The organism is Rhodohalobacter sp. (assembly GCF_034521535.1).
Taxonomy (GTDB): Bacteria; Bacteroidota; Rhodothermia; order Balneolales; family Balneolaceae; genus Rhodohalobacter.
The window spans coordinates 63,462-82,226 of sequence record NZ_JAXHMF010000002.1; the positions used below are offsets into that span (position 1 = coordinate 63,462).

19 protein-coding genes are annotated in these 18,765 nt (G+C 42.7%); 6 read left to right on the forward strand and 13 right to left on the reverse strand.

The features are described 5' to 3' along the window. Positions 1-55: 55 nt before the first annotated feature. Positions 56-2,458: an endonuclease MutS2 gene (locus tag U5K35_RS02545; protein WP_322569912.1), complete on the forward strand. Its 2,403-nt coding sequence runs from the start codon at positions 56-58 to the stop codon at positions 2,456-2,458. Positions 2,459-2,682: 224 nt separating this feature from the next. Here U5K35_RS02545 and U5K35_RS02550 read toward each other — a convergent pair whose 3' ends face one another. Together U5K35_RS02550 and U5K35_RS02555 are read right to left on the reverse strand one after the other, a co-directional pair. Next, positions 2,683-2,919 (reverse strand): TIGR03643 family protein, encoded by a 237-nt coding sequence (locus U5K35_RS02550; protein WP_322569913.1) that lies wholly within the window; start codon positions 2,917-2,919, stop codon positions 2,683-2,685. A gap of 492 nt (positions 2,920-3,411) precedes the next feature. Next, on the reverse strand, positions 3,412-3,924 hold the full coding sequence (locus U5K35_RS02555) for a phosphoglycerate mutase family protein (RefSeq protein ID WP_322569914.1): 513 nt from the start codon (positions 3,922-3,924) through the stop codon (positions 3,412-3,414). Positions 3,925-4,063: 139 nt separating this feature from the next. On the opposite strand from U5K35_RS02555, the gene U5K35_RS02560 reads away from it, so the two are divergent. Together U5K35_RS02560 and U5K35_RS02565 are read left to right on the forward strand one after the other, a co-directional pair. Then, the gene (locus U5K35_RS02560; protein ID WP_322569915.1) at positions 4,064-4,408 is read left to right on the forward strand and encodes a glycerophosphodiester phosphodiesterase family protein; all 345 of its coding nucleotides are present in this window, start codon (positions 4,064-4,066) and stop codon (positions 4,406-4,408) included. A gap of 4 nt (positions 4,409-4,412) precedes the next feature. Beyond that, complete coding sequence (locus U5K35_RS02565; RefSeq protein ID WP_322569916.1) at positions 4,413-4,895, forward strand: glycerophosphodiester phosphodiesterase family protein; 483 nt, start codon at positions 4,413-4,415, stop codon at positions 4,893-4,895. A gap of 8 nt (positions 4,896-4,903) precedes the next feature. Here the strand turns inward: U5K35_RS02565 and U5K35_RS02570 are convergent, their stop codons facing one another. From U5K35_RS02570 to U5K35_RS02600, 7 genes are all read right to left on the reverse strand, one after another. Next, complete coding sequence (locus U5K35_RS02570) at positions 4,904-5,191, reverse strand: hypothetical protein (protein WP_322569917.1); 288 nt, start codon at positions 5,189-5,191, stop codon at positions 4,904-4,906. Then, the gene (locus U5K35_RS02575) at positions 5,178-5,633 is read right to left on the reverse strand and encodes a hypothetical protein (protein WP_322569918.1); all 456 of its coding nucleotides are present in this window, start codon (positions 5,631-5,633) and stop codon (positions 5,178-5,180) included. Before U5K35_RS02575 ends, U5K35_RS02570 begins: the two co-directional genes overlap by 14 nt. Positions 5,634-5,665: 32 nt before the next feature. Further along, positions 5,666-6,856 carry a BamA/TamA family outer membrane protein gene (locus U5K35_RS02580; protein ID WP_322569919.1) on the reverse strand — a complete coding sequence of 397 codons (1,191 nt, stop codon included), beginning with the start codon at positions 6,854-6,856 and terminating at the stop codon, positions 5,666-5,668. Further along, positions 6,846-7,091 (reverse strand): hypothetical protein, encoded by a 246-nt coding sequence (locus U5K35_RS02585; RefSeq protein ID WP_322569920.1) that lies wholly within the window; start codon positions 7,089-7,091, stop codon positions 6,846-6,848. Before U5K35_RS02585 ends, U5K35_RS02580 begins: the two co-directional genes overlap by 11 nt. Continuing rightward, positions 7,060-7,863 carry a hypothetical protein gene (locus U5K35_RS02590; RefSeq protein WP_322569921.1) on the reverse strand — a complete coding sequence of 268 codons (804 nt, stop codon included), beginning with the start codon at positions 7,861-7,863 and terminating at the stop codon, positions 7,060-7,062. Before U5K35_RS02590 ends, U5K35_RS02585 begins: the two co-directional genes overlap by 32 nt. A gap of 100 nt (positions 7,864-7,963) precedes the next feature. Then, positions 7,964-8,827 (reverse strand): bacteriorhodopsin, encoded by an 864-nt coding sequence (locus U5K35_RS02595; RefSeq protein ID WP_322569922.1) that lies wholly within the window; start codon positions 8,825-8,827, stop codon positions 7,964-7,966. Between the two features lie 109 nt (positions 8,828-8,936). Then, positions 8,937-9,698, reverse strand: a complete 762-nt coding sequence (locus tag U5K35_RS02600) for a M90 family metallopeptidase (RefSeq protein ID WP_322569923.1) — start codon at positions 9,696-9,698, stop codon at positions 8,937-8,939. Positions 9,699-10,004: 306 nt separating this feature from the next. Between U5K35_RS02600 and U5K35_RS02605 the strand changes: the two genes are divergently transcribed. Then, positions 10,005-11,390, forward strand: a complete 1,386-nt coding sequence (locus tag U5K35_RS02605; RefSeq protein ID WP_322569924.1) for a tyrosine phenol-lyase — start codon at positions 10,005-10,007, stop codon at positions 11,388-11,390. A gap of 1,477 nt (positions 11,391-12,867) precedes the next feature. Here the strand turns inward: U5K35_RS02605 and U5K35_RS02610 are convergent. Beyond that, complete coding sequence (locus U5K35_RS02610; RefSeq protein ID WP_322569925.1) at positions 12,868-13,245, reverse strand: carboxymuconolactone decarboxylase family protein; 378 nt, start codon at positions 13,243-13,245, stop codon at positions 12,868-12,870. Between the two features lie 110 nt (positions 13,246-13,355). Here U5K35_RS02610 and U5K35_RS02615 point away from each other — a divergent pair, with 110 nt between their 5' ends. After that, positions 13,356-14,834, forward strand: coding sequence for a hypothetical protein (locus U5K35_RS02615; protein WP_322569926.1), 1,479 nt, complete (start codon positions 13,356-13,358; stop codon positions 14,832-14,834). On the opposite strand, the gene hemG is transcribed toward U5K35_RS02615, so the two are convergent. Further along, positions 14,828-16,189: a protoporphyrinogen oxidase gene (gene hemG / locus U5K35_RS02620; protein ID WP_322569927.1), complete on the reverse strand. Its 1,362-nt coding sequence runs from the start codon at positions 16,187-16,189 to the stop codon at positions 14,828-14,830. The genes U5K35_RS02615 and hemG overlap by 7 nt on opposite strands. A 545-nt stretch (positions 16,190-16,734) precedes the next feature. Here hemG and U5K35_RS02625 point away from each other — a divergent pair. Beyond that, a complete protein-coding gene (locus tag U5K35_RS02625) occupies positions 16,735-17,553 on the forward strand; it encodes an SDR family oxidoreductase (RefSeq protein WP_322569928.1) in 819 nt (272 codons plus the stop codon). Between the two features lie 5 nt (positions 17,554-17,558). Here the strand turns inward: U5K35_RS02625 and U5K35_RS02630 are convergent, their stop codons facing one another. Together U5K35_RS02630 and U5K35_RS02635 are read right to left on the reverse strand one after the other, a co-directional pair. Then, positions 17,559-18,224, reverse strand: coding sequence for a metal-dependent transcriptional regulator (locus U5K35_RS02630; RefSeq protein WP_322569929.1), 666 nt, complete (start codon positions 18,222-18,224; stop codon positions 17,559-17,561). A gap of 30 nt (positions 18,225-18,254) precedes the next feature. Next, positions 18,255-18,761, reverse strand: coding sequence for a thioredoxin family protein (locus U5K35_RS02635; protein WP_322569930.1), 507 nt, complete (start codon positions 18,759-18,761; stop codon positions 18,255-18,257). Positions 18,762-18,765: the final 4 nt, after the last annotated feature.

Here is an 18,765-nt window from a genome sequence, read left to right on the forward strand (position 1 = left end):
CTTTTGCACTATTATAGATTCGATTTTAGGCGGAAAGATTGCGAACTTTCCGCCTATGACTAAACAGATACAACTTTTCCCTGATAACAGCTCCCAAAAGATTGGTTTTGAGAGTATACGAGATGCCACATTAAGAAAGAGCTTCACTCCTTACGGCCGCGAAGAGATCGAAAACTTATCACCCACGGCCGATCGGCAAACTGTTGAGCGCAGACTTTCTGAATCGCGGGAATGGACAAAAATCTTGCAGAGCGGATCGAGCCATCCCTTAACGGTTGTGGACGACGTACGCGAAATACTAAAAGACAGCCGTTTAAAGGGAACCATTCTACCACTCGATGATTTTCCGGTTATCCTGCAGAATGCTCGCCTGGCCCGCCTGATCGTCAGTTTTTTCAAACGGCTTGAGTTTGAAACACCTTCACTTCAAAAAATTTCAGATCGCCTGGTAAACCTGAAGCCATTGGAAGAAGCTATTCAGCGAGTGATAACTGAGCGTGGAGAATTAAGGGATGACGCCAGCCGCGAGCTACAGCAGATCCGGGGAAAGCTGAACAGAGAGAGAAGCAAACTTCGCAGTACGGTTCAGCAGGTGATGAAGCGTCTCGCCAAAGATGGTATGACATCAGACGAGGGGGCAACCATTCGAAGCGGACGCATGGTTATTCCTGTTCAGGCAGAGTATAAACGTAAAGTGGAGGGATTTGTTCATGACGTCTCTTCAACCGGACAAACGGTTTACATTGAGCCGGTTCAGGCGCTCCAGATCAACAATGAAATCCGTCAGCTTGAGGCTGAAGAGAAGCGTGAGATAGAACGCATCATTCAGAAACTGACTGATGAAGTGAGAACGTACAGCGAAGAGCTGGAGCTGAATTGTACTTACATTGGCGAATTGGACGCCATTCACTGTATCGTTAGCCTGGGATTGGACCTGGAAGGCACTATTCCGGTTTTATCAGAAAATAATCACTTAAATCTGATACGAGGCAAAAACCCCAACCTCATACTCAAAAACAGCACCCTTCAGGAGCCTGAACCCGTTATTCCCCTGGATCTTGAGCTTTTAGGAAATGAGCTCGGACTGGTAATCACCGGACCCAACGCGGGAGGTAAATCCGTTGCCATGAAAACAACCGGATTGCTCTGTATGATGCTTCAAGCCGGTTATCCCATTCCCGTACAGCCCGATTCTGAACTGCCCGTACTGAGCGGACTTTTTGTGGATATCGGTGATGATCAGTCCATAGAAAATGATTTGAGTACATTTTCATCCCGTCTTAACTGGATGAAAATCACATTGGACAGAATGGAACCGAACTCTCTGGTTTTAATTGACGAGGCCGGAGCAGGTACCGATCCCGAAGAAGGAGGCGCTCTTTTTCAGGCATTTGTGGAAGAGGTGATCAATAAAGGTTCAAGGGTGATTGTGACTACTCACCACGGATCATTAAAAGTGTTTGCTCATGAAAACGAAAAGGTTGTGAATGGCGCGATGGAGTTCAATCAGGAGAGTCTCTCGCCTACCTACCGATTTAAAAAGGGTGTGCCCGGAAGCAGTTACGCTTTTGAAATTGCAGACCGCATGAATCTGCCCCGTGAATTAATGGATAAAGCCCGGCAGCTTTTAGGTGAACAGAAAGACTCGATGGGTGATCTGTTGATTAATCTGGAAAAGCAGATGCAGGAAGCCGAAGAGCTGCGTTCAACTTTTCAAAGAAAACTTATCGAGGCGGAAAAACAGGAGAGAATTTACAGGGAAAGATCAGAGCAGATCGACAGTAAGCGAAAAGGAATTATTGAAAAAGCGTATAAAGACGCCGAAGAGATCATGAAAGATGCCAATCGCCGGATTGAGGAGGCGGTTGAAAAAGTAGTGAGTGAAGGTCGGGATAATAAAGACAAAATCCGTGAGGCTCGTTCAGACATTCAAGAGGCAAAAAAAGAGATCCATACTTTTAAAGATGAATTTGAAACAGAGAGCGAAGATCCTGTACGTAGCGATGAAAAACCGGAAGTTGGTGATTTTGTAATCATCGGCGATGGAAACACCGGCGGAGAGCTGGTTGAGCTTTCAGGTAAACAGGCTACCGTTTTGGTAAATGGAATGAAGATAAAGTCCAAGCTGAATAAGCTCACCAAAACATCGCCTCCAAAAAAGAAGAAAAAGAGCAGCTCACGATCCTACGGTGGCTCTCAGGATATCGATTTGTCCGTAAAACCACGGCTGGATCTGCGCGGCAAGCGAGGCGATGAAGCCATCAAAGAGCTTACAATTTACCTGGATAAGGCAATTGCCCGTAATTTACAGCAGGTTGAAATTGTGCATGGCAAGGGAGAGGGAATTCTGCACAAACTGGTACACGAATACCTCGAAAAACGCGATGGCGTAAAATCGTTTGATATCGCTCCCATGGAAAGTGGCGGCAGCGGATGTACGATTGTGGATTTGGGGTAATAGCTACCTCTTAACTTTGAGTTAATCCACTCTTTTTAAAGCCGAAAGATTATTTTGAACCGCTAAAATAATTTGCCATTACATTAAACTTTATAGCCCCGGCAAATCTTTTTATACAAAGCGGAACACGGAGAAAACGAAGAGCACATTTTTCCGTGCTTCGGTGGCAATTTTACATACCTTCACATAAAAAAGGAAAGTGATAGAAATATTTGCTCAATGATTCAATAAGGACTGGTGAACCGGTTTACATCGTCATTGCGCAACTTTCGGTGCTTTGTATTTCGCCCGCTCACCCGTTTTCGCCACATTTTAAAGCTGGATGATTTCATCTCCTTTCTCATCAGTTCAATAACTTCTTTTTCACTGAGTCCGAATTGAAATTCAATCGCGTCAAACGGGGTGCGATCTTCCCACGCCATTTCAATAATTCTGCTGATTTTGTCTTTTGATAGATCCATATATCTGATTTTTAGTTAGGAATGCTTCTCCGGCCTAAATCATTTCATGAGACAATTAAAAGTCCCCTCTCGAGCCTGCCTGTGCTGAAGCTTCGGAAGACAGGAGGGGATTTAGGTATGTCTGTGCAAGGGGAATGAGGGATGAAAAATATTAGATTCAAAGTTAATTGACGTGAGTTCAATGAGTTCAATATGTCTTCTTCACAGAAAAGGCTTGTACCAGATTTTAAGTAGAAGATAGCCACGGAAACACGGAAGGCACTGAATAATCTCTGCTTTTTTCCGTGTTTCTGTGGCTAATAAATAACCAATTTCTATGACCAATTGATGTTTAAGGACTTTTAGCTCAGATTTTATCTCGAGCAAACGTTAATTGATAAATTTTCAAGCTAAACATAAGTCTATGAGGTCATCCCCCTTGCCCTCTTCGAAGGGGGACTTTTTTTTGACATCAGTTCCTTTTCTCGTATCGACGTTAATTCAGCAATGACCTCAATACCTCAAATGCAGCAGTTTACTCTCTCCATCACCGTCAATAGTAATGATCAAAAGATTACCGTAGTCCGACTCATCAAATTTATCTTCAAAATGCTCGCGATCCAGCAGCTCGTTCGCAAAAAAGGGAGTTGTGTTGGAATGACCACTCACCAATACGGTTTTACCAAGGTTTGAATGTAGCAGACGCTCTACCTCCTCCGCCGGCTCATGCGGTTCATATGAAAGAATTTCAACTCCGTTTTGATCGGCAATTTTACGAACGGTTTCCCGGGTTCTAATTCTTTCTGAGGAGTAAACAGCATCGAACGGAATATTTTGAAGCATCTCAGCCAGTCGTTCCGCACGCTGATATCCTTGCGGAGTAAGATCTGGATCTGTACTGTCATCTATTTTTTCCGCGTGCCGAACTAAGACAAACGTAGTTATATCGGAGTTTTGTTGGGCAACCGCCGTTAGCGTTGAAAAAAGTAAAAAAAGTGTGAGGACCAGAAGGGATTTAAATTTCATTTTTTCGTTGCATAGTTAAAGATTCACAATATATTTACACCAAGTTTACAGCTACACACGATGTTCATGATAAAATCGAAAATATATGCGCCATCTTCCCGCTCTTTTTTTAATAGTATTCACCACAATTTCTTGTTCCATGGAAAAATCTGATACATTTGATCTGCAGGGACATCGCGGAGCGCGCGGACTCATGCCTGAAAATACAATACCTGCTTTTTTAAAAGCTGTTGAGCTTGGTGTAGATACTGTTGAGTTTGATGTTGTAGTTACTGCTGACGGGAAAATTCTTGTTTCACATGAGCCGTGGTTCAACCACCTTTTCAGCACAAAAGCGGACGGTTCACCTGTCACGGAAGAGGAAGAACGAAGTTTCAATATTTTTGAGATGACGTATGAGGAAACTCAGCAATTTGATGTGGGTAAACGCGGCAATCCAAATTTTCCGAATCAAGAACCGATGGAAGTGACCAAACCACTTTGAGCCGATGCTATCGCGAGCAGTAGAAGAGTACGCAAGTAAAAACGATCTCCCCCCTCCTCACTATAACATCGAGACTAAAAGTAACCCGGAATGGTATGGGGAATATGTGCCCGGTCCCGAGGAGTTTTCAAAACTGCTTTACGAGGAGCTCAGCGAACTTGGTGTGCTGGACAGAGTCATTATTCAATCTTTTGATCCTTCAACACTGATCGCATTTAAACAGCTGGATCCCGATGTAAAACAGGCGATGCTCGTAATAAATGACGTGTCTCCGGATATTTACATCAGCCTGCTTGGATATACTCCCGATATCTGGAGCCCCGATTATAAGACTCTTGATACAGAAGCCGTATCGCAGCTGCAGTCGAGAGGAATGAAAGTTATCCCATGGACAGTAAACACCGTAGATGAAATGAGAGAACTGCTCCGGTTTGGTGTAGACGGATTTATAACCGACTACCCTGACAGCGCCGCTGTTCTCAGATAAGTGGCAGACTAAATTTCATCCAAAACTTTTGCTATCGAAGCCCACGATCCTTTTGCAAGATAATCCGGTTTTAATCCCTCTTTCTCCATCGTTTCGGCAGCTCCCAAACTGCCGGCAACAACCGTTTTTGATGATAGATCCAGATCCGGAAAAGCTGTTTTAACACGAATGTAGGACGATCTGTTGTGAAGCAAAATGATATCAATCGGGCTTTTACCCACTTCAGATTTATAGTCTTTCAGAATATCCTCCTCCAAAGTAACTTCTTCACAGACCGAAAATTCAGCAACCGGCATTTGAAGTTCCTTTGAAAAGTCCGGGCATCTCTTCCGTTTTATTCTCTGTAGTGGGGTAGAGTGTATTTCCCTCCTTTGAAATGCGAAGCATAAACTCCAAAATATCGATCGGTTTTGCAGGCTCTCGCGGCTGTACTGCAGGAATATCGAACTCCTCCAAAAACTCAGCTGTGGGCTTATCCAAAACAATATTTACACACCGACGAACCTGTTCTTCCATTGAGTTCTGATTCATCCACTCAATGAAATATCTGGCATTGCGCAGATTCCCATGAATAATGAATGCAAACTCATCCATGTGATTTTGAATCTGCTTCGACTCTTCATCACTCACATGAAACCTGTACTGTTCGAGCGGCACATGTAAAAGCGTCTTTTTTCGCATCTTCTCCATCCTCAAAAATGGAGCCGACGTATCCTTATCTGCTGTAAAAAGTATCATGTACTAGAAATCTATTCTCTAAAAAATAAACGTTAAAAAATGTATCCCACCCCTGCGTAGATTCGAATGGCCTCACTCGAATATCCAATATCTCCTCTGACGATAAAATCCGGATTAAAGAGTGAGATTGCTCCGCCTGCTCCATAAGAGTGGTTCCAGTTATCAAATAAACCATCACTGTCGAACTCAGAAAAAACCCGGCCACTGTCCCAAAATAGCTGCCCGCCTATTTTGATCTCATCATCAAAGAAAGAGAACAACCAGGTTCGGGCCTCAAGAATGTGAAGAATGGAGCTTTCTCCTAAAAACCGATCGAAGTGATATCCCCTTAATCCATACTTATCTCCGAGTGAAGCTTTCTTCCAAAAGGGAGAATCACCCAGAATATGAACTCCGGATATTTTTTGTGCTATGACTACATCAGGCAAAATTTCGACATAGTGGCGAAGTTCGGCGTGAACCCTCGAAAAATCGAACTCACTAAATGTAAATGCCCCGCTTGATTCAATACCGATTTCATAGCGATACCCTTCTGTTGGATTGAATTCACTGTCTCTGTCTTCAGCAATCAAACCAACACCCAGAGAATTCAACCTGTTCTTTTGATTTCCGGTCGGATCCTCAATCGCAAAAAGTGATTCGTCACTTCGTTTCAGTGCATCCAGATAGGAAACGCCCAAAACACCATAAAAATCGAAAGTGCCTTCAAACCCATATTCCGTGATGGTTTTACGCGCTCTGTAGCTAAAATCTATGATTCTCTTTTCGTACAAAAAGTAATCCTCATCGTACAAATCCTGGTTAAAGGTTGTCTGATTACCGATCCCAAAATAGTGAGCCTGCCGATACCTCTCTGCGATCAGTGAAATTTCACTTCGGATATCCATACCCAAAGTGCGGGTTCGCTGGTAATTTATTTCGCTTAAAAGGTCAGCTTTGGTCGATACGACGGCATCAATTTTTAGATTGCTCAGAAAAGGAGATCTCCCTTCTCCATAGTTGAATCTTTGGAGCAAGGCACCTCCAATAAGTCCGGTGTCTGAGCTGTAACCGAGCAATGGAACCAACGAATAGTGAACACCACCTTTCCTGTCTTCTTCATCGGGAATGTTGAGAATCTGCGCGTCTACTGAACCGACTGCAAAAAAGTATGCTCCAAACAATAAACAAATAAAACGGTAAACCACGGTTGACGTGCAATAAACTGCTAATTTACTCTTCATGCCTAAATATAACCTCTCCATTTTCCACATCAATTACATCTCTCGGTTCAGAATTGAATTCATTAAAGTTAATTGTGTCACCGGGACCGAAAACGATTCTTTCTACACCATAAATTGTAACGGGATTGCCCTCTTCTGCCTGTTGAGCTTTCTCTGTTGTTTTAAGCCTTGTGGCATAGCCGCCAAATACTTTTCCATTACCGTTATTGGTCAATAACCACGGATGTATTATCATCCAGTCCAATTCCGAAGTATTCGTCTCTGTCTTTCTCTGATGAAATTCTCGCCATAAAGCTAATCAGTCGTCCCAATCGATCTCTTTCAGAAAAATGACTGTCTGTGATGGTGTTCTCTAACGATGGGAGTTCAAACAATCCTTCTGATAGGCTGACATACTCATGATAGGGATCAGAAAGTGCTTCTTCTGAACGAACACTTCCTGAACAGCCGTCATAAATCATATCTCCCTGAATCGCCAACCCGGCACTTCCGCCGCCAATACCTCCTCCACGTTCAATGAGTTGGTTCATTGCGTTATGAAGATTAGAATCTCTCCAGTTTACATACACGCATTGATTTCCGCCTGCAAAGTATACGGCTTCACTTTGATCCATGATTTCAACAAGCTCAGCGCTGTTTGCCTCTTCCTCAGACTGAACCGTAGCCGTTGCACATGAATTAACCTGATCCAATTCCATCAAAAGATCGCACTCCGGAGTAGCTGAACTGCCTGAAGCTGATGATCCTGCGAGCACAACAACGTCAACAGGTGAATCCGCTAAGGTACTTAAAAAGTACTCATAAGAAGAGAGCGCCGGCATACCTTTGCCCATCAAATAGATAGATGGGCCGTTCAAGTCCGGGTTTACAGGTTCTTCGTTTCCGGATTTAACAATATTTACCGGTGACTCAGGAGACGGTGGCGGTGTAATTCCATCCTCAGAACATGCCGCTGAGATTGCGAAAAGAGTAATAAAAAATAATGTGGCAAACTTCTGAAATATCATGGTGCAAATATAACAATCTGAAACCACTGATACGTATAATAAAAAACCCCTCCATTGCATTAATGGAAGGGTTTTAAAAGAGGACAATAAATTTCAGAAATTAGAGAGCGTTCTCCATTTCCTCATAGTCATATCCATCTGCTTTACTCATTTCCTGAGCTACCAGAGTGAGCAGGATACCGTAAATCACCTTAGAACCAACATCAGCGATTGTGTATGTGATGTGGCGTCCAACTACAAGAGACTCGCTCAACACAGGCTCAAGCCCGCTGAACGTAAGATATGGCATCAGATATGCGCCCGGGTAGAGCATCCAGGTGAAGAGGAATAGCTTCCAGATTGTTCCGAGATACTTTTGCGCTTGCGGCGGTGCACCTTCCTGTCCTTCTGAAATTACTTTTTTCATCAGATAGAGGATATGGAAGAAGAACAGCGTAGATATTGTACCCCAGATGAGGAATAAAGTTGGGTCGGTAACTTCATAAAACTGTCCAACATAACCTGTAAGAATCATACCTGTACCGGAGAACCAAAATCCGTTTCTTATTGAGCTGAAGTCACTTTTGGTCAGAGTAACTACAAACAGAATTTGAAACAGCAGCATCGGAACATCAATCAACCAGTTTAGATAACGATAGCCGTTATTAAACAGGTCAGCTCCATCAGCGAGCATATAACGGGCAGAGTCTGCATCATAGTTGAGCATCCCTGTCCAGTTTTGCTGTTGTACGAGTAGCAGCAAAAATGCTGAGACCATTACAACTACGGAAAGAACAGATGATATTCTGTATTTCGGTGCTACTGTTTTGATGGTTAAAACAAAGTAAAGCAACCCTGCCAACATAATCGCGTAGCCGAGAGTAAGTACGTGAGCTGACATTTGGTATGCCATTTCCGTAAACCCGGATTCCAATGCGACATAGTTTTCAAAGGTCGAATTCCCTAAAGAACTAATTAAATCCATGACGATATAAGGTTAATTAAAGTTTATGAAGCCTTAATTTTTAAGACTTACCACGACCTAACACACCGTCATTTAAGAAAGTTCGTCAACTGAAAAATTTTTAATTCATTTATTTCCAACGTATTGGGTCCAGCCCATAAAAATTCTGAAGCAGGATATATAGCTTTTTATTCTCTTGAAGTAGTTTTTCCGGCCTTTCAAAAAATAGTTCTGTTGCGACTGAAAAGAATTCTGCCGGGCTCTCCGCACCGTATCGATCCAGAAAAGAGTGCTTACCGGTAAATCTTAAATTCCGATACGCTTTTGCAATAATGATGGTCCATTCATCGTCGCGAAGAGTTTCTCCGTTTTGATCAATGCCGGCTGTGAGTCCGTATCTATCATCCAGAAAGTGTGAAAATTCATGATAAATCAGATTTTGGCCACTTCTTCTGTCCTCGCCATATAGTTGAGTTTCAATGTCTTTCCATGATAAGACAATCACACCGGCCTGCCAGTACTCCCCTTTTCTATTTTCATATCCCTCTTCAATAAAACCACCTTCTGTTTGCTCGCTTACTGGTGCAAAATAATCATCCGGGTAGACAAGGATTGATTTTAAATCACCGTAATAGTCCGCTTTCTCCTCTAAAATTAAGATGGATGCATAAGCTGCAATCACAACTTTCATCTCATCCGTCAATTTTAATCCGCCGCACCCTTCAAAATATTTTTCGTGCAGCAGAATTTTCATTCGATCATGAAGCAACTCTTTATAGCTGGAAGGTAGCTTGTCGTAGACGGGTACTTTTCCATATAAAATTCTCTGCCGGTCATCAGGCAGCGGTTTGGCCTTCACCCATTTTCTGGTAAAATATTGAATTAGCGGCATAGCGTTTATGAATTGTGGTTCAACAGGATACCATAACAGTTCGGAATATCAAATCGTGCTTTGAACTAAAAATTGATTGGAGAGTAAGTGTCAAATATCCTACATTGAAAACATAAACAAGACGGATGGAAAAAATTACACTAACATATCAGATCATTAGCTACAGCTTAATTGCTGAAGATATTGTTATCAGCCCCCACGCATACCCGTCTTTATAATTCTCTCCTTTAGTAATACTGTCTCTTTTTCTAACAGACAGATTGTTCTACCTATTTAACATTCAAATCAAAAAACTGATTGAAAATCATGAGTAACAAGAAAAAAAGATCATGGGCAGAGCCCTATAAAATTAAGATGGTTGAACCGGTAAAAATGACGACTCAAGAGGAGCGTCAGAAAGCAATCCGGGATGCCGGTTACAACACGTTTCTTTTGAGATCGGAAGATGTATATATCGATCTGCTGACCGATAGCGGAACCTCAGCAATGAGCGACCGGCAGTGGGCCGGGATGATGCTCGGTGATGAAGCATATGCCGGTAGCCGTAACTTCTATCATCTCGAGGATGCGGTGCGGGAATATTATGGATACAAGCATGTCGTGCCTACCCACCAGGGACGTGCGGCCGAACATATTATCTCCCAGTTAATGATTAAAGAGGGTGATTTTATTCCGGGCAATATGTATTTCACAACCACCAAACTTCACCAGGAGCTTGCAGGCGGTACATTTGTGGATGTGATCATCGATGAAGCCCATGATCCGGAGAATGAACACCCGTTCAAGGCAAACATCGATCTGAATAAGCTCGAGAATTTGATTAAGGAGAAGGGAGCAGACAAAATCCCTTATGTCTCAATGGCAACTACGGTAAACATGGCCGGTGGTCAGCCCATCTCTCTTGGCAATTTAAAAGAAGTTCGGGAGCTTACTCAGAAATATGACATCCCGATTGTTCACGATATGACGCGTGTGGCTGAAAACGCCTATTTTATTCAACAGCGCGAACCGGGCTATGAAAACAAATCCATTAAAGAGATCGTGATAGAAATTTGCTCTCTGACCGATGTGGCTACGATGAGCTCCAAGAAGGATGCGTTGGTAAATATAGGTGGGTTTCTTGCTTTAAATGATGATGAACTGTTCGATAAAGCCCGCAATATGGTTGTGATCTATGAGGGATTGCACACCTACGGCGGAATGGCCGGACGTGACATGGAAGCGTTGTCAATCGGTATTTCCGAATCCGTCGATTACGACCATATTCGCGCAAGAGTCGGGCAGGTTCAATACCTGGGTGAGAAACTGATTGAGATGGGAGTTCCGATTGTAAAACCGATTGGAAGCCACGGAATTTTTCTTAATGCCAAAAAGATTCTTCCGCATTTGAGTCAGGATCAACTTCCTGCGCAGTCATTGGCCGCGGCACTCTATCTCGATTCGGGAGTTCGTGCCATGGAGCGGGGTGTGGTTTCGGCCGGACGAAATCCGGAAACCGGAGAGCACAACTATCCAAAACTGGAACTGGTTCGCCTGACCATTCCGCGACGGGTTTACACGCAAGCCCATATGGATGTTGTGGCCGAGTCGGTCGAAGCGGTTTACAGGAATGCGAACGAGATCAAAGGACTGAAGTTTGTTTATGAGCCGGAGTATCTTCGTTTCTTCCAGTCCAGGTTTGAGGTTCTTTAGGTCAATTTTAGCGATAAGACCTCCAAGGTTTTCAAAACCTTGGAGGTTTTTTATTTGGATAACTTTATTCTATTAGATATTTGCTACGAGGTAAAGATTATTGGTAATCTGTTGAACTCCATTTGTAAATAACCAATCACGGAGGTTAGCGCCTCTACCCTGCACAGAGCTCCAAACCACTCCCTCTATTCGGCGCACATTTTATGCCGCTATACACTACCCCAGGTTTCACCTGGGGCTATTGATATTTCACCCTTTCAGGGTGTTTTAACATTCGTTCGATACAATCATGTTGAGTTCATGCTTATGACAGTTTGAGCTATTCACTATCGCTGTGGTCTCCTCCTCCACGATAATTTTGGGCTTCAGTATTTATCGTGTCTACTATACATTATTGTGAGTATTTAGCATTTTTCATGGCATGGGGATATCTCAACTACGTACCGACAAAAAAGCGTCGGGACTTAGCCACCGGTGACAGTTTTATATCAATTGATGTTGGTGTCATGAAAAACTATTTACAGCCGATGGCTTTTGCGGCACTCTGACCAATCGGAGGGTATGTTCGTGGGGGTAACGGACTTGAAACGTCTGTGGATTATGATCAAAGTTCCAAAACACACCCCTCGGTGTAAAAATCGGTGTGCCACCGTTTTTACATCCTTTTCCCCTCTCGAGCCACACCTGGTCCCGATTTTTCGGGGAGGGGAGTTCTACCCTGTATCCCCTTTTAAATAGTGTTGCGCCGCTTTTGTAAATCTAAGCAGGAAACTTGCCCTGTAAAGGGCAGAATGTGATTAGCCCTCCCGACCAAATACATCGGGACAGCCGAAGCGAAACCTGGGGTATATAAGGCAACACCTATCACCCGCCGAACAGAGAGATTGGTTTGAAGCACATTACTGGATAGAGGCGGTCATTCATCGATTTTGTTCTTTACATTCAGACCAACGGAACAAACTAACGAAAACGATTAATATTTTTGTTGCTTAATGGATCTTTAGACTCGCTGCTGTGCTCGAACGGAGTGAACCGAAATGGTGTCGAGACATCTCCTTATAGCAGGTCATTAAATACAAATAGCAAGTTTTTGGTTTTAGTTCGTTCGCGCTACCCACTCAGGTTGAATCAATAGTAATGATTCATCCCACTTTTAAAATGTTTTAAACAGCTGTGAACTCAGGAGTATATTACGGTACTTGAGGTGAAGATTTTATTCCATATTTGCTACCAACCAAAACGGCGTAGCCGTGGCTAACACAATAGCCTCAGGTTTCAACCTGAGGTGGGTGAGTCAATCAAAGTAGTTGTGAATGCCATAGGCATGGCACACAACAAATTTTTGGCTATGAGTAGAAAACCAAAATCAATCTGAAACCCCTGCGAAACTCAGCGAATTCATCTGTCCCGAGAATCGGGACGAGAACCTGTTACAAAACAGGCGAGTCTGAAACAGATTAAGCCATTTCAATCCGGGCTAATCCCTCTCAACTTTCAACAAACCCTCGCCTTCAAGAAACTCGAGGGTTTCTACGGCATGGCGCATGTGTGGGATTACAATACTGCCGCCAATGACCAAGGCAACATTCATCGCATCTATAATCTCATCTTTTGTAAAACCACTCTTGGCACACTGTTCAAGGTGATAATCGATACAGTCATTGCAGCGAAGTACGGCAGAAGCAACCAACCCAAGTAACTCTTTCGTCTCACCGGAAAGCGCTCCGTCCCGATAGGTGTTGCTATCCAGGTTAAAGAATCGCTTCACCCCAAGATGATTGAGATCCATGATTTTATCGTTCATTTCTAAACGTTTTTCACGAAATTCTTCCAATCGATTTGTTTTTTTAGACATATTCGTTTTGATTAGAGCAAATAGTACATTGATAAATCTAACGGCGGCAAGTTACAAATTTTCATCACGTGATATTCAGACGGAATTCGTACAAACATAAATTGGTAGCCATGGGTGATAGTCTCGCTCAGGGGTTTAAAAACGGTGGAATCTACCGGACTGATCTCAGTTTTCCCGCGCTGCTGAGTCGTGCTATGGGGGATGAGATTCAGATGAACCTACCCTCATTTTCCGCTCAGGCGGGAATCCCTATCAACATGGAGATTCTTGTTCGTGGCCTGGAAGATGAGTTTGGGGATGAGATAAATCTATTTAATTCCGTTCAGGCCGGCCATCACATCTACTCCACGCTGAAAAGGATCAAATCCTACTGGGAAGGCCAGATGATCTCACTCAAAAATGAAGATCAACAGACACCTTACCACAACCAGGCAGTCTGGGGTTTTTCTATAAGCGACAGCTGGCTGTTGAATGAAAAGTTCTGCCGGGAATTTATTCGCAACAATAAGCCTCAATACTCTGTATTTAGTGTACTCCCCGATCAGGCGATGTATACAACTGCTCGATTAGTATTGAATCCAACTTTTGGAAAAAAGTTCGAGGATCACAGCCAGATTGACAACCTCAGAGTACTGAGTGATAATGGAGGAATTGAGAATCTTATCGCCTGTTTAGGCCACAACAATGTTGTTGGAGCTGTAACAAAAATGAAGATTGAGTTTTCTGATGAGAGCGATCTGAATGTCCCATTCAATGAGAGAAGATGTACTGTATTCCGGCCCGATCATTTTGAACAGGAGTTGAGAACTTTGTATGAAAAACTCAGCGAGTTAAATACAAAACGGGTTTTTGTGCCAACCATCCCGTATGTAACCATTCCTCCTGCTATTCGCGGTGTCAATTTGGGTGATTGCGTGCCCGGTGACGGTTATTTCGATTACTATGCACGTTTCTGGATTTGGGACGAAGATTTTGATCCCGACAAACATCCGCACCTCACCCGCGATGATGCAGTAAAACTGGACGAAATAGTAGACCAATACAATCACACTATTAAAAATCTGGCGGATGAATTTGGTTTTATTGTCGTTCCGGTTGCCCGATATGTGCAGGCCGCAGCTCGGCGTCGGCACCTCCCCGAAACGATTTCACCATTCCCGGACGGATTTATCGAGGCATTGAAAAAAAATCCTAAAACCTCCTTCATGGTAAATGAAATGGGAGAACCCAACATCAGTACTGATTATCTGCGAATTAACGAGGAGACAGGTAAAGTGGAAAAAGGAGGAATCTTCAGTCTCGATGGGCTCCACCCTTCCACCATTGGATATGGCTTAATCGCAAATATTTACAAAATGAGTATGGAGAAACATGGCGTTAAGTTTGAAAATGAAATCGATTGGGATTTCGTGATTGAAAATGAAACGCTGATCACCGATCCTCCAAAATTGCTTCACAATCTCAGGCTGTTGCTGAGATTCCTCGCCCTGGGCCGTCAAGAAAAACTTATGATGTTTGGAAAAGGACTGTTGCAGGAGATGGTTGAAGTATTTTCAAGCAGCCCAAAAGTGGAAGAAGAGCATCAGTAACTCACACTTCCTGCCAATTGATCGGCCAATCTTAATCCGTTTTTTATACAGTCGGGTACCGATATTCCATTCCTGAAATTACCGGCCAACGTTAGTCCTTCATTTCTTTCTTCAATATTTTTGATGGTATCTAAAATTTCATCATAGCCTACATGATATCCCGGAATAGATTGTGGCCAGTAGACATGGTCTTTGAACTGTGGCTCGCCCTTCAGGCCGATCAGATCCTCAAGTTCGGCCATAACAATCTTCAATAACTCTTCACTGTTTTTATCAGCCAGTTCAGGCTGACGACCACCGCCTACAAATACGGTTAATAAATGCATGTCCTGAGGAGCACGGTCATCGAAAAGAGTGGAAGAGAACAGGGCTCCCAAAATCTTTCGGTTCTCCTGTTCGGGAACCAAAAATCCAAAACCATCCAGTTCGTGCTTAACATCCTCCTTTTTAAAACCTAAGAGCATAACTGACAAAGGCGGATAATTGACCTTATTCAGAATTTTCAGCTCTTCACTTGTGGCAGGAACCAGGTCATTATTTAATTTATAAATCGGAATATTTAATATAATCTGATCATACGGACCAAACTTCCCCAAGCTGCTTTCTACTGACCATTTCCCATCCTGTTTTTTAATCGATCGAACTTCGTGATTCAGATACATGCTGTTGAGCTGTTTGGCAACAGTAAGAGGAAGTTGTTGCATTCCTTTTTCAAAAGAGATGAGCTCCCTTTCAATTCTACCCCTCTCCTTTCTCTTTTTTGATCCGGCAAAAGTACCCCATATCATCGAACCGTACTCCTGTTCAAGATCGTCCATCATCGGAAATGCGTGTCGAAGAGATAAATATTCGGGACGGTTGGCGTAAATACCGGCAACAAACGGATTAATGGCATAGTCCAGCATCTCCTTGCCTAAACGCCTCTCTACAAATTCTGCCACTGTCTGATCGCGATCACTGCTTTTAGGTATAAATGGCTCAGCCAATACTCTTAATTTTCCTCCAAAACTAAACAGGGGAGTTGTTGCCGCTGATTTTAAAGAGGACGGCAGAGGTTCCAGTACTCCATTTTTTACCACAAACCGTTTACTTGCCTCAGGATTTGCAGTTTTTTTCTCACCGTTCAAACCAAGTTCAGTGATAAATTCGGCAACCAATCTATCTTTCAACAACAGTGTATTTGGTCCATACTCAACCTGCCAATCGTCTTCCTTAACCGTTTTAATTGCACCGCCCGGTTCAGCTTTTCGCTCAAAAACATCAACTTCTACTCCAAATTTTTGAAGTTTCCATGCGGTTACAAGACCGGTAATACCTGCACCAACAATTGCTACACGGTTAATTTTTTTTGACATATATTTCTATTTTAAAAACTTGATTTCCCATTTTTAAATAGATTCACTCTATTCAATATTTAAGCTGAAATCAATAATGCTTCTTGTTTATTTGTACTGATCAGCTTAATCGCAATTACTTAAAAGAAACAGCAAATAAGTATTCTTCCGATAATACGACTGATAAATTAATCTTAAATCGTATCACTGTTTCAGGTGCATCGCAAAGATAAGTGATATTCCATGCGAAACCAGTTACGCCGATATCAAAAACTACAAAAATAAAGTTAAACAGATGTTAATAGAATTCTGAAAAATGGTGGATATAAATCTAAATGATGAATTTTTAAGCCGAACCTTAGTCTATCAGGCCATTCCCCTCGCCCCTTCCGAGGAAGACTTTTTGGCGTCAGTTCCATATCTTGAACTGACGTTATTTATAAAATTTCCCATACTTGTTAATTTGAAAAAGCAGGCTTTCAACGAGGTATGATTTATTGTTTTATCACCTTTTCAATTCTGCCCTGATGTGTTTACATTCCCATCCCATTTAACTAATAATTAGCATGACTATTTCTGTTTTAGGGTGTGGATGGCTTGGATTTCCACTGGCCCAAAATTTATTGAGTAAAGGTTTTACCGTGAAGGGTTCAACCACATCCGGGAAAAAACTAAAAGAGATCAAACAAGCCGGTATTCAGGCTCATTTGATAGAGTTACCCAAACAGCTTGAAGACGAGGAATCAAAAAGTTTTTGGTCCGCGGATATCCTATTTCTAAATATCCCTCCCGGTCGCGGCAATGAAAATGTTGAAAAGAATTATCCGGATCTCATCCAAAAAGTTACCGACAAGGCAAAAAGAGAAAATATAAAGTGGATCATATTTGCAAGCTCCACATCCGTTTATAGTCCGTTTGGAGGAGTCACCAAAGAGGAAGATGCAGAACCCGGGAATGCTGCAAGGTCTTCGGGAGAAGCGGTGTTAAAAGCGGAAAATATCCTTCTCGAATCAGGACTGGATGTTACAATTATCAGGTTTGGTGGATTATATGGCTATGGCAGGCATCCGGTAAAATATCTCGCCGGAAAGAAAGATCTTTCTGATGCTGCAAAACCTGTAAACCTGATCCATCAAACGGATTGTTTAAATATTATTTCAGAGATTATCAGGCTGGACAAAAAGAATGAAATCTATAACGCCGTTTCCGACGGGCATCCACCCAGAAAGGAATTTTATAAGTCAGCCGCTCACCATTTTAATTTACCGGAACCGGAATTTATCATCCAGGAAAAAACAGATTACAGAGTCGTTTCGAACGATAAGTTAAAACGGGAATTGGGATACACCTTTTCGTATCCAAACCCGATGGATCACACGCCGTAACAGATTTAAGCCCGGTTCACCACAAAAATATCTGATGCTACATTTGCACCGATCGCCACTTCATTCTCACCTTCAACTGAAATGTGAACAGGGCCATCAAACGGTTCTCTTTTAATAATCTCTATCTTAACGCCCGGTATCAGGTTTCTTTCTTCCAGGTATCGAAGCAGATCCGGATCTTGATTTTTCACCCTTCTGATTACGCACGAAGTCTTTTCTTTGATCTCCATCAGTGAGAAAAGATGAACCTTAGGCATCTTTCCATCTTTACCCGGTATTGGGTCGCCATGGGGATCAAACTGTGGGTTATTCAGCAGCTCCGCTATGCGATCTTCAAACTGTTCTGAGATGTGGTGCTCCAGCTTTTCAGCCTCATCATGAACTTCATCCCAGGAGTACCCCATCATTTCTGTCAAATAGAGCTCTATAAGTCGGTGGTGGCGAATAATTTCGAGGGCAATTTTCTCTCCCGCGTCGGTTAACCTGGAGCCGTAGTAAGACTCATAGTTCACCAGCCCCATTTTAGACAATCTCTTTACCATGTTGGTCACAGAAGCGCCCGCAACATTCATCTCCTCAGAAAGCCTTGAGTTAGAAACTCCATCCTCTGACTCATTTTCGAGTTTATAGATGGCTTTTAAGTAATCTTCTACGGATTGACTTCTGGACATGAATAAATATTGAACTGCTGATTCGTAAAATTAATTATTTTGATACTCCTGGAAGGTCTGAACCAGATATTCGTCGCTGCCAACAAAGTTGAGCAGACTGGAAAATATTTCGGCTTCGATAAAACCGGGCTGAGAACCAAGTATACTGCCCTCCTTATTCAGGAAATAAGTTGTGGGCACACTCTTGTTTTCAAGTGCACGGGCAAACTGCGCTTCGGTCATTTCATTACCGTGATAGCTGACCATTTCATCCGACTCCACATTAATTTTCACCCAAATGTAATGATCGGAAATTGCCTTGATTACATCATCATTCTTATACACTTCTGAATGCATTCTCTGGCAGTATGGACACCATTCAGCATACACATCAACCAGGATTTTTTTACCGGATTCAGGTGCCAGTTTCAGGGCCTCTTCAAGGGTGATAGGTTCTGGAGAGCCTTCAACATCCTGGGCCACGGATTGCAGGGGAAAAAAGAGCAGTGCAATCAAAAAAACAGTTGATGCGATTTTAATGTATGTGGAGTTCTTCATCTTA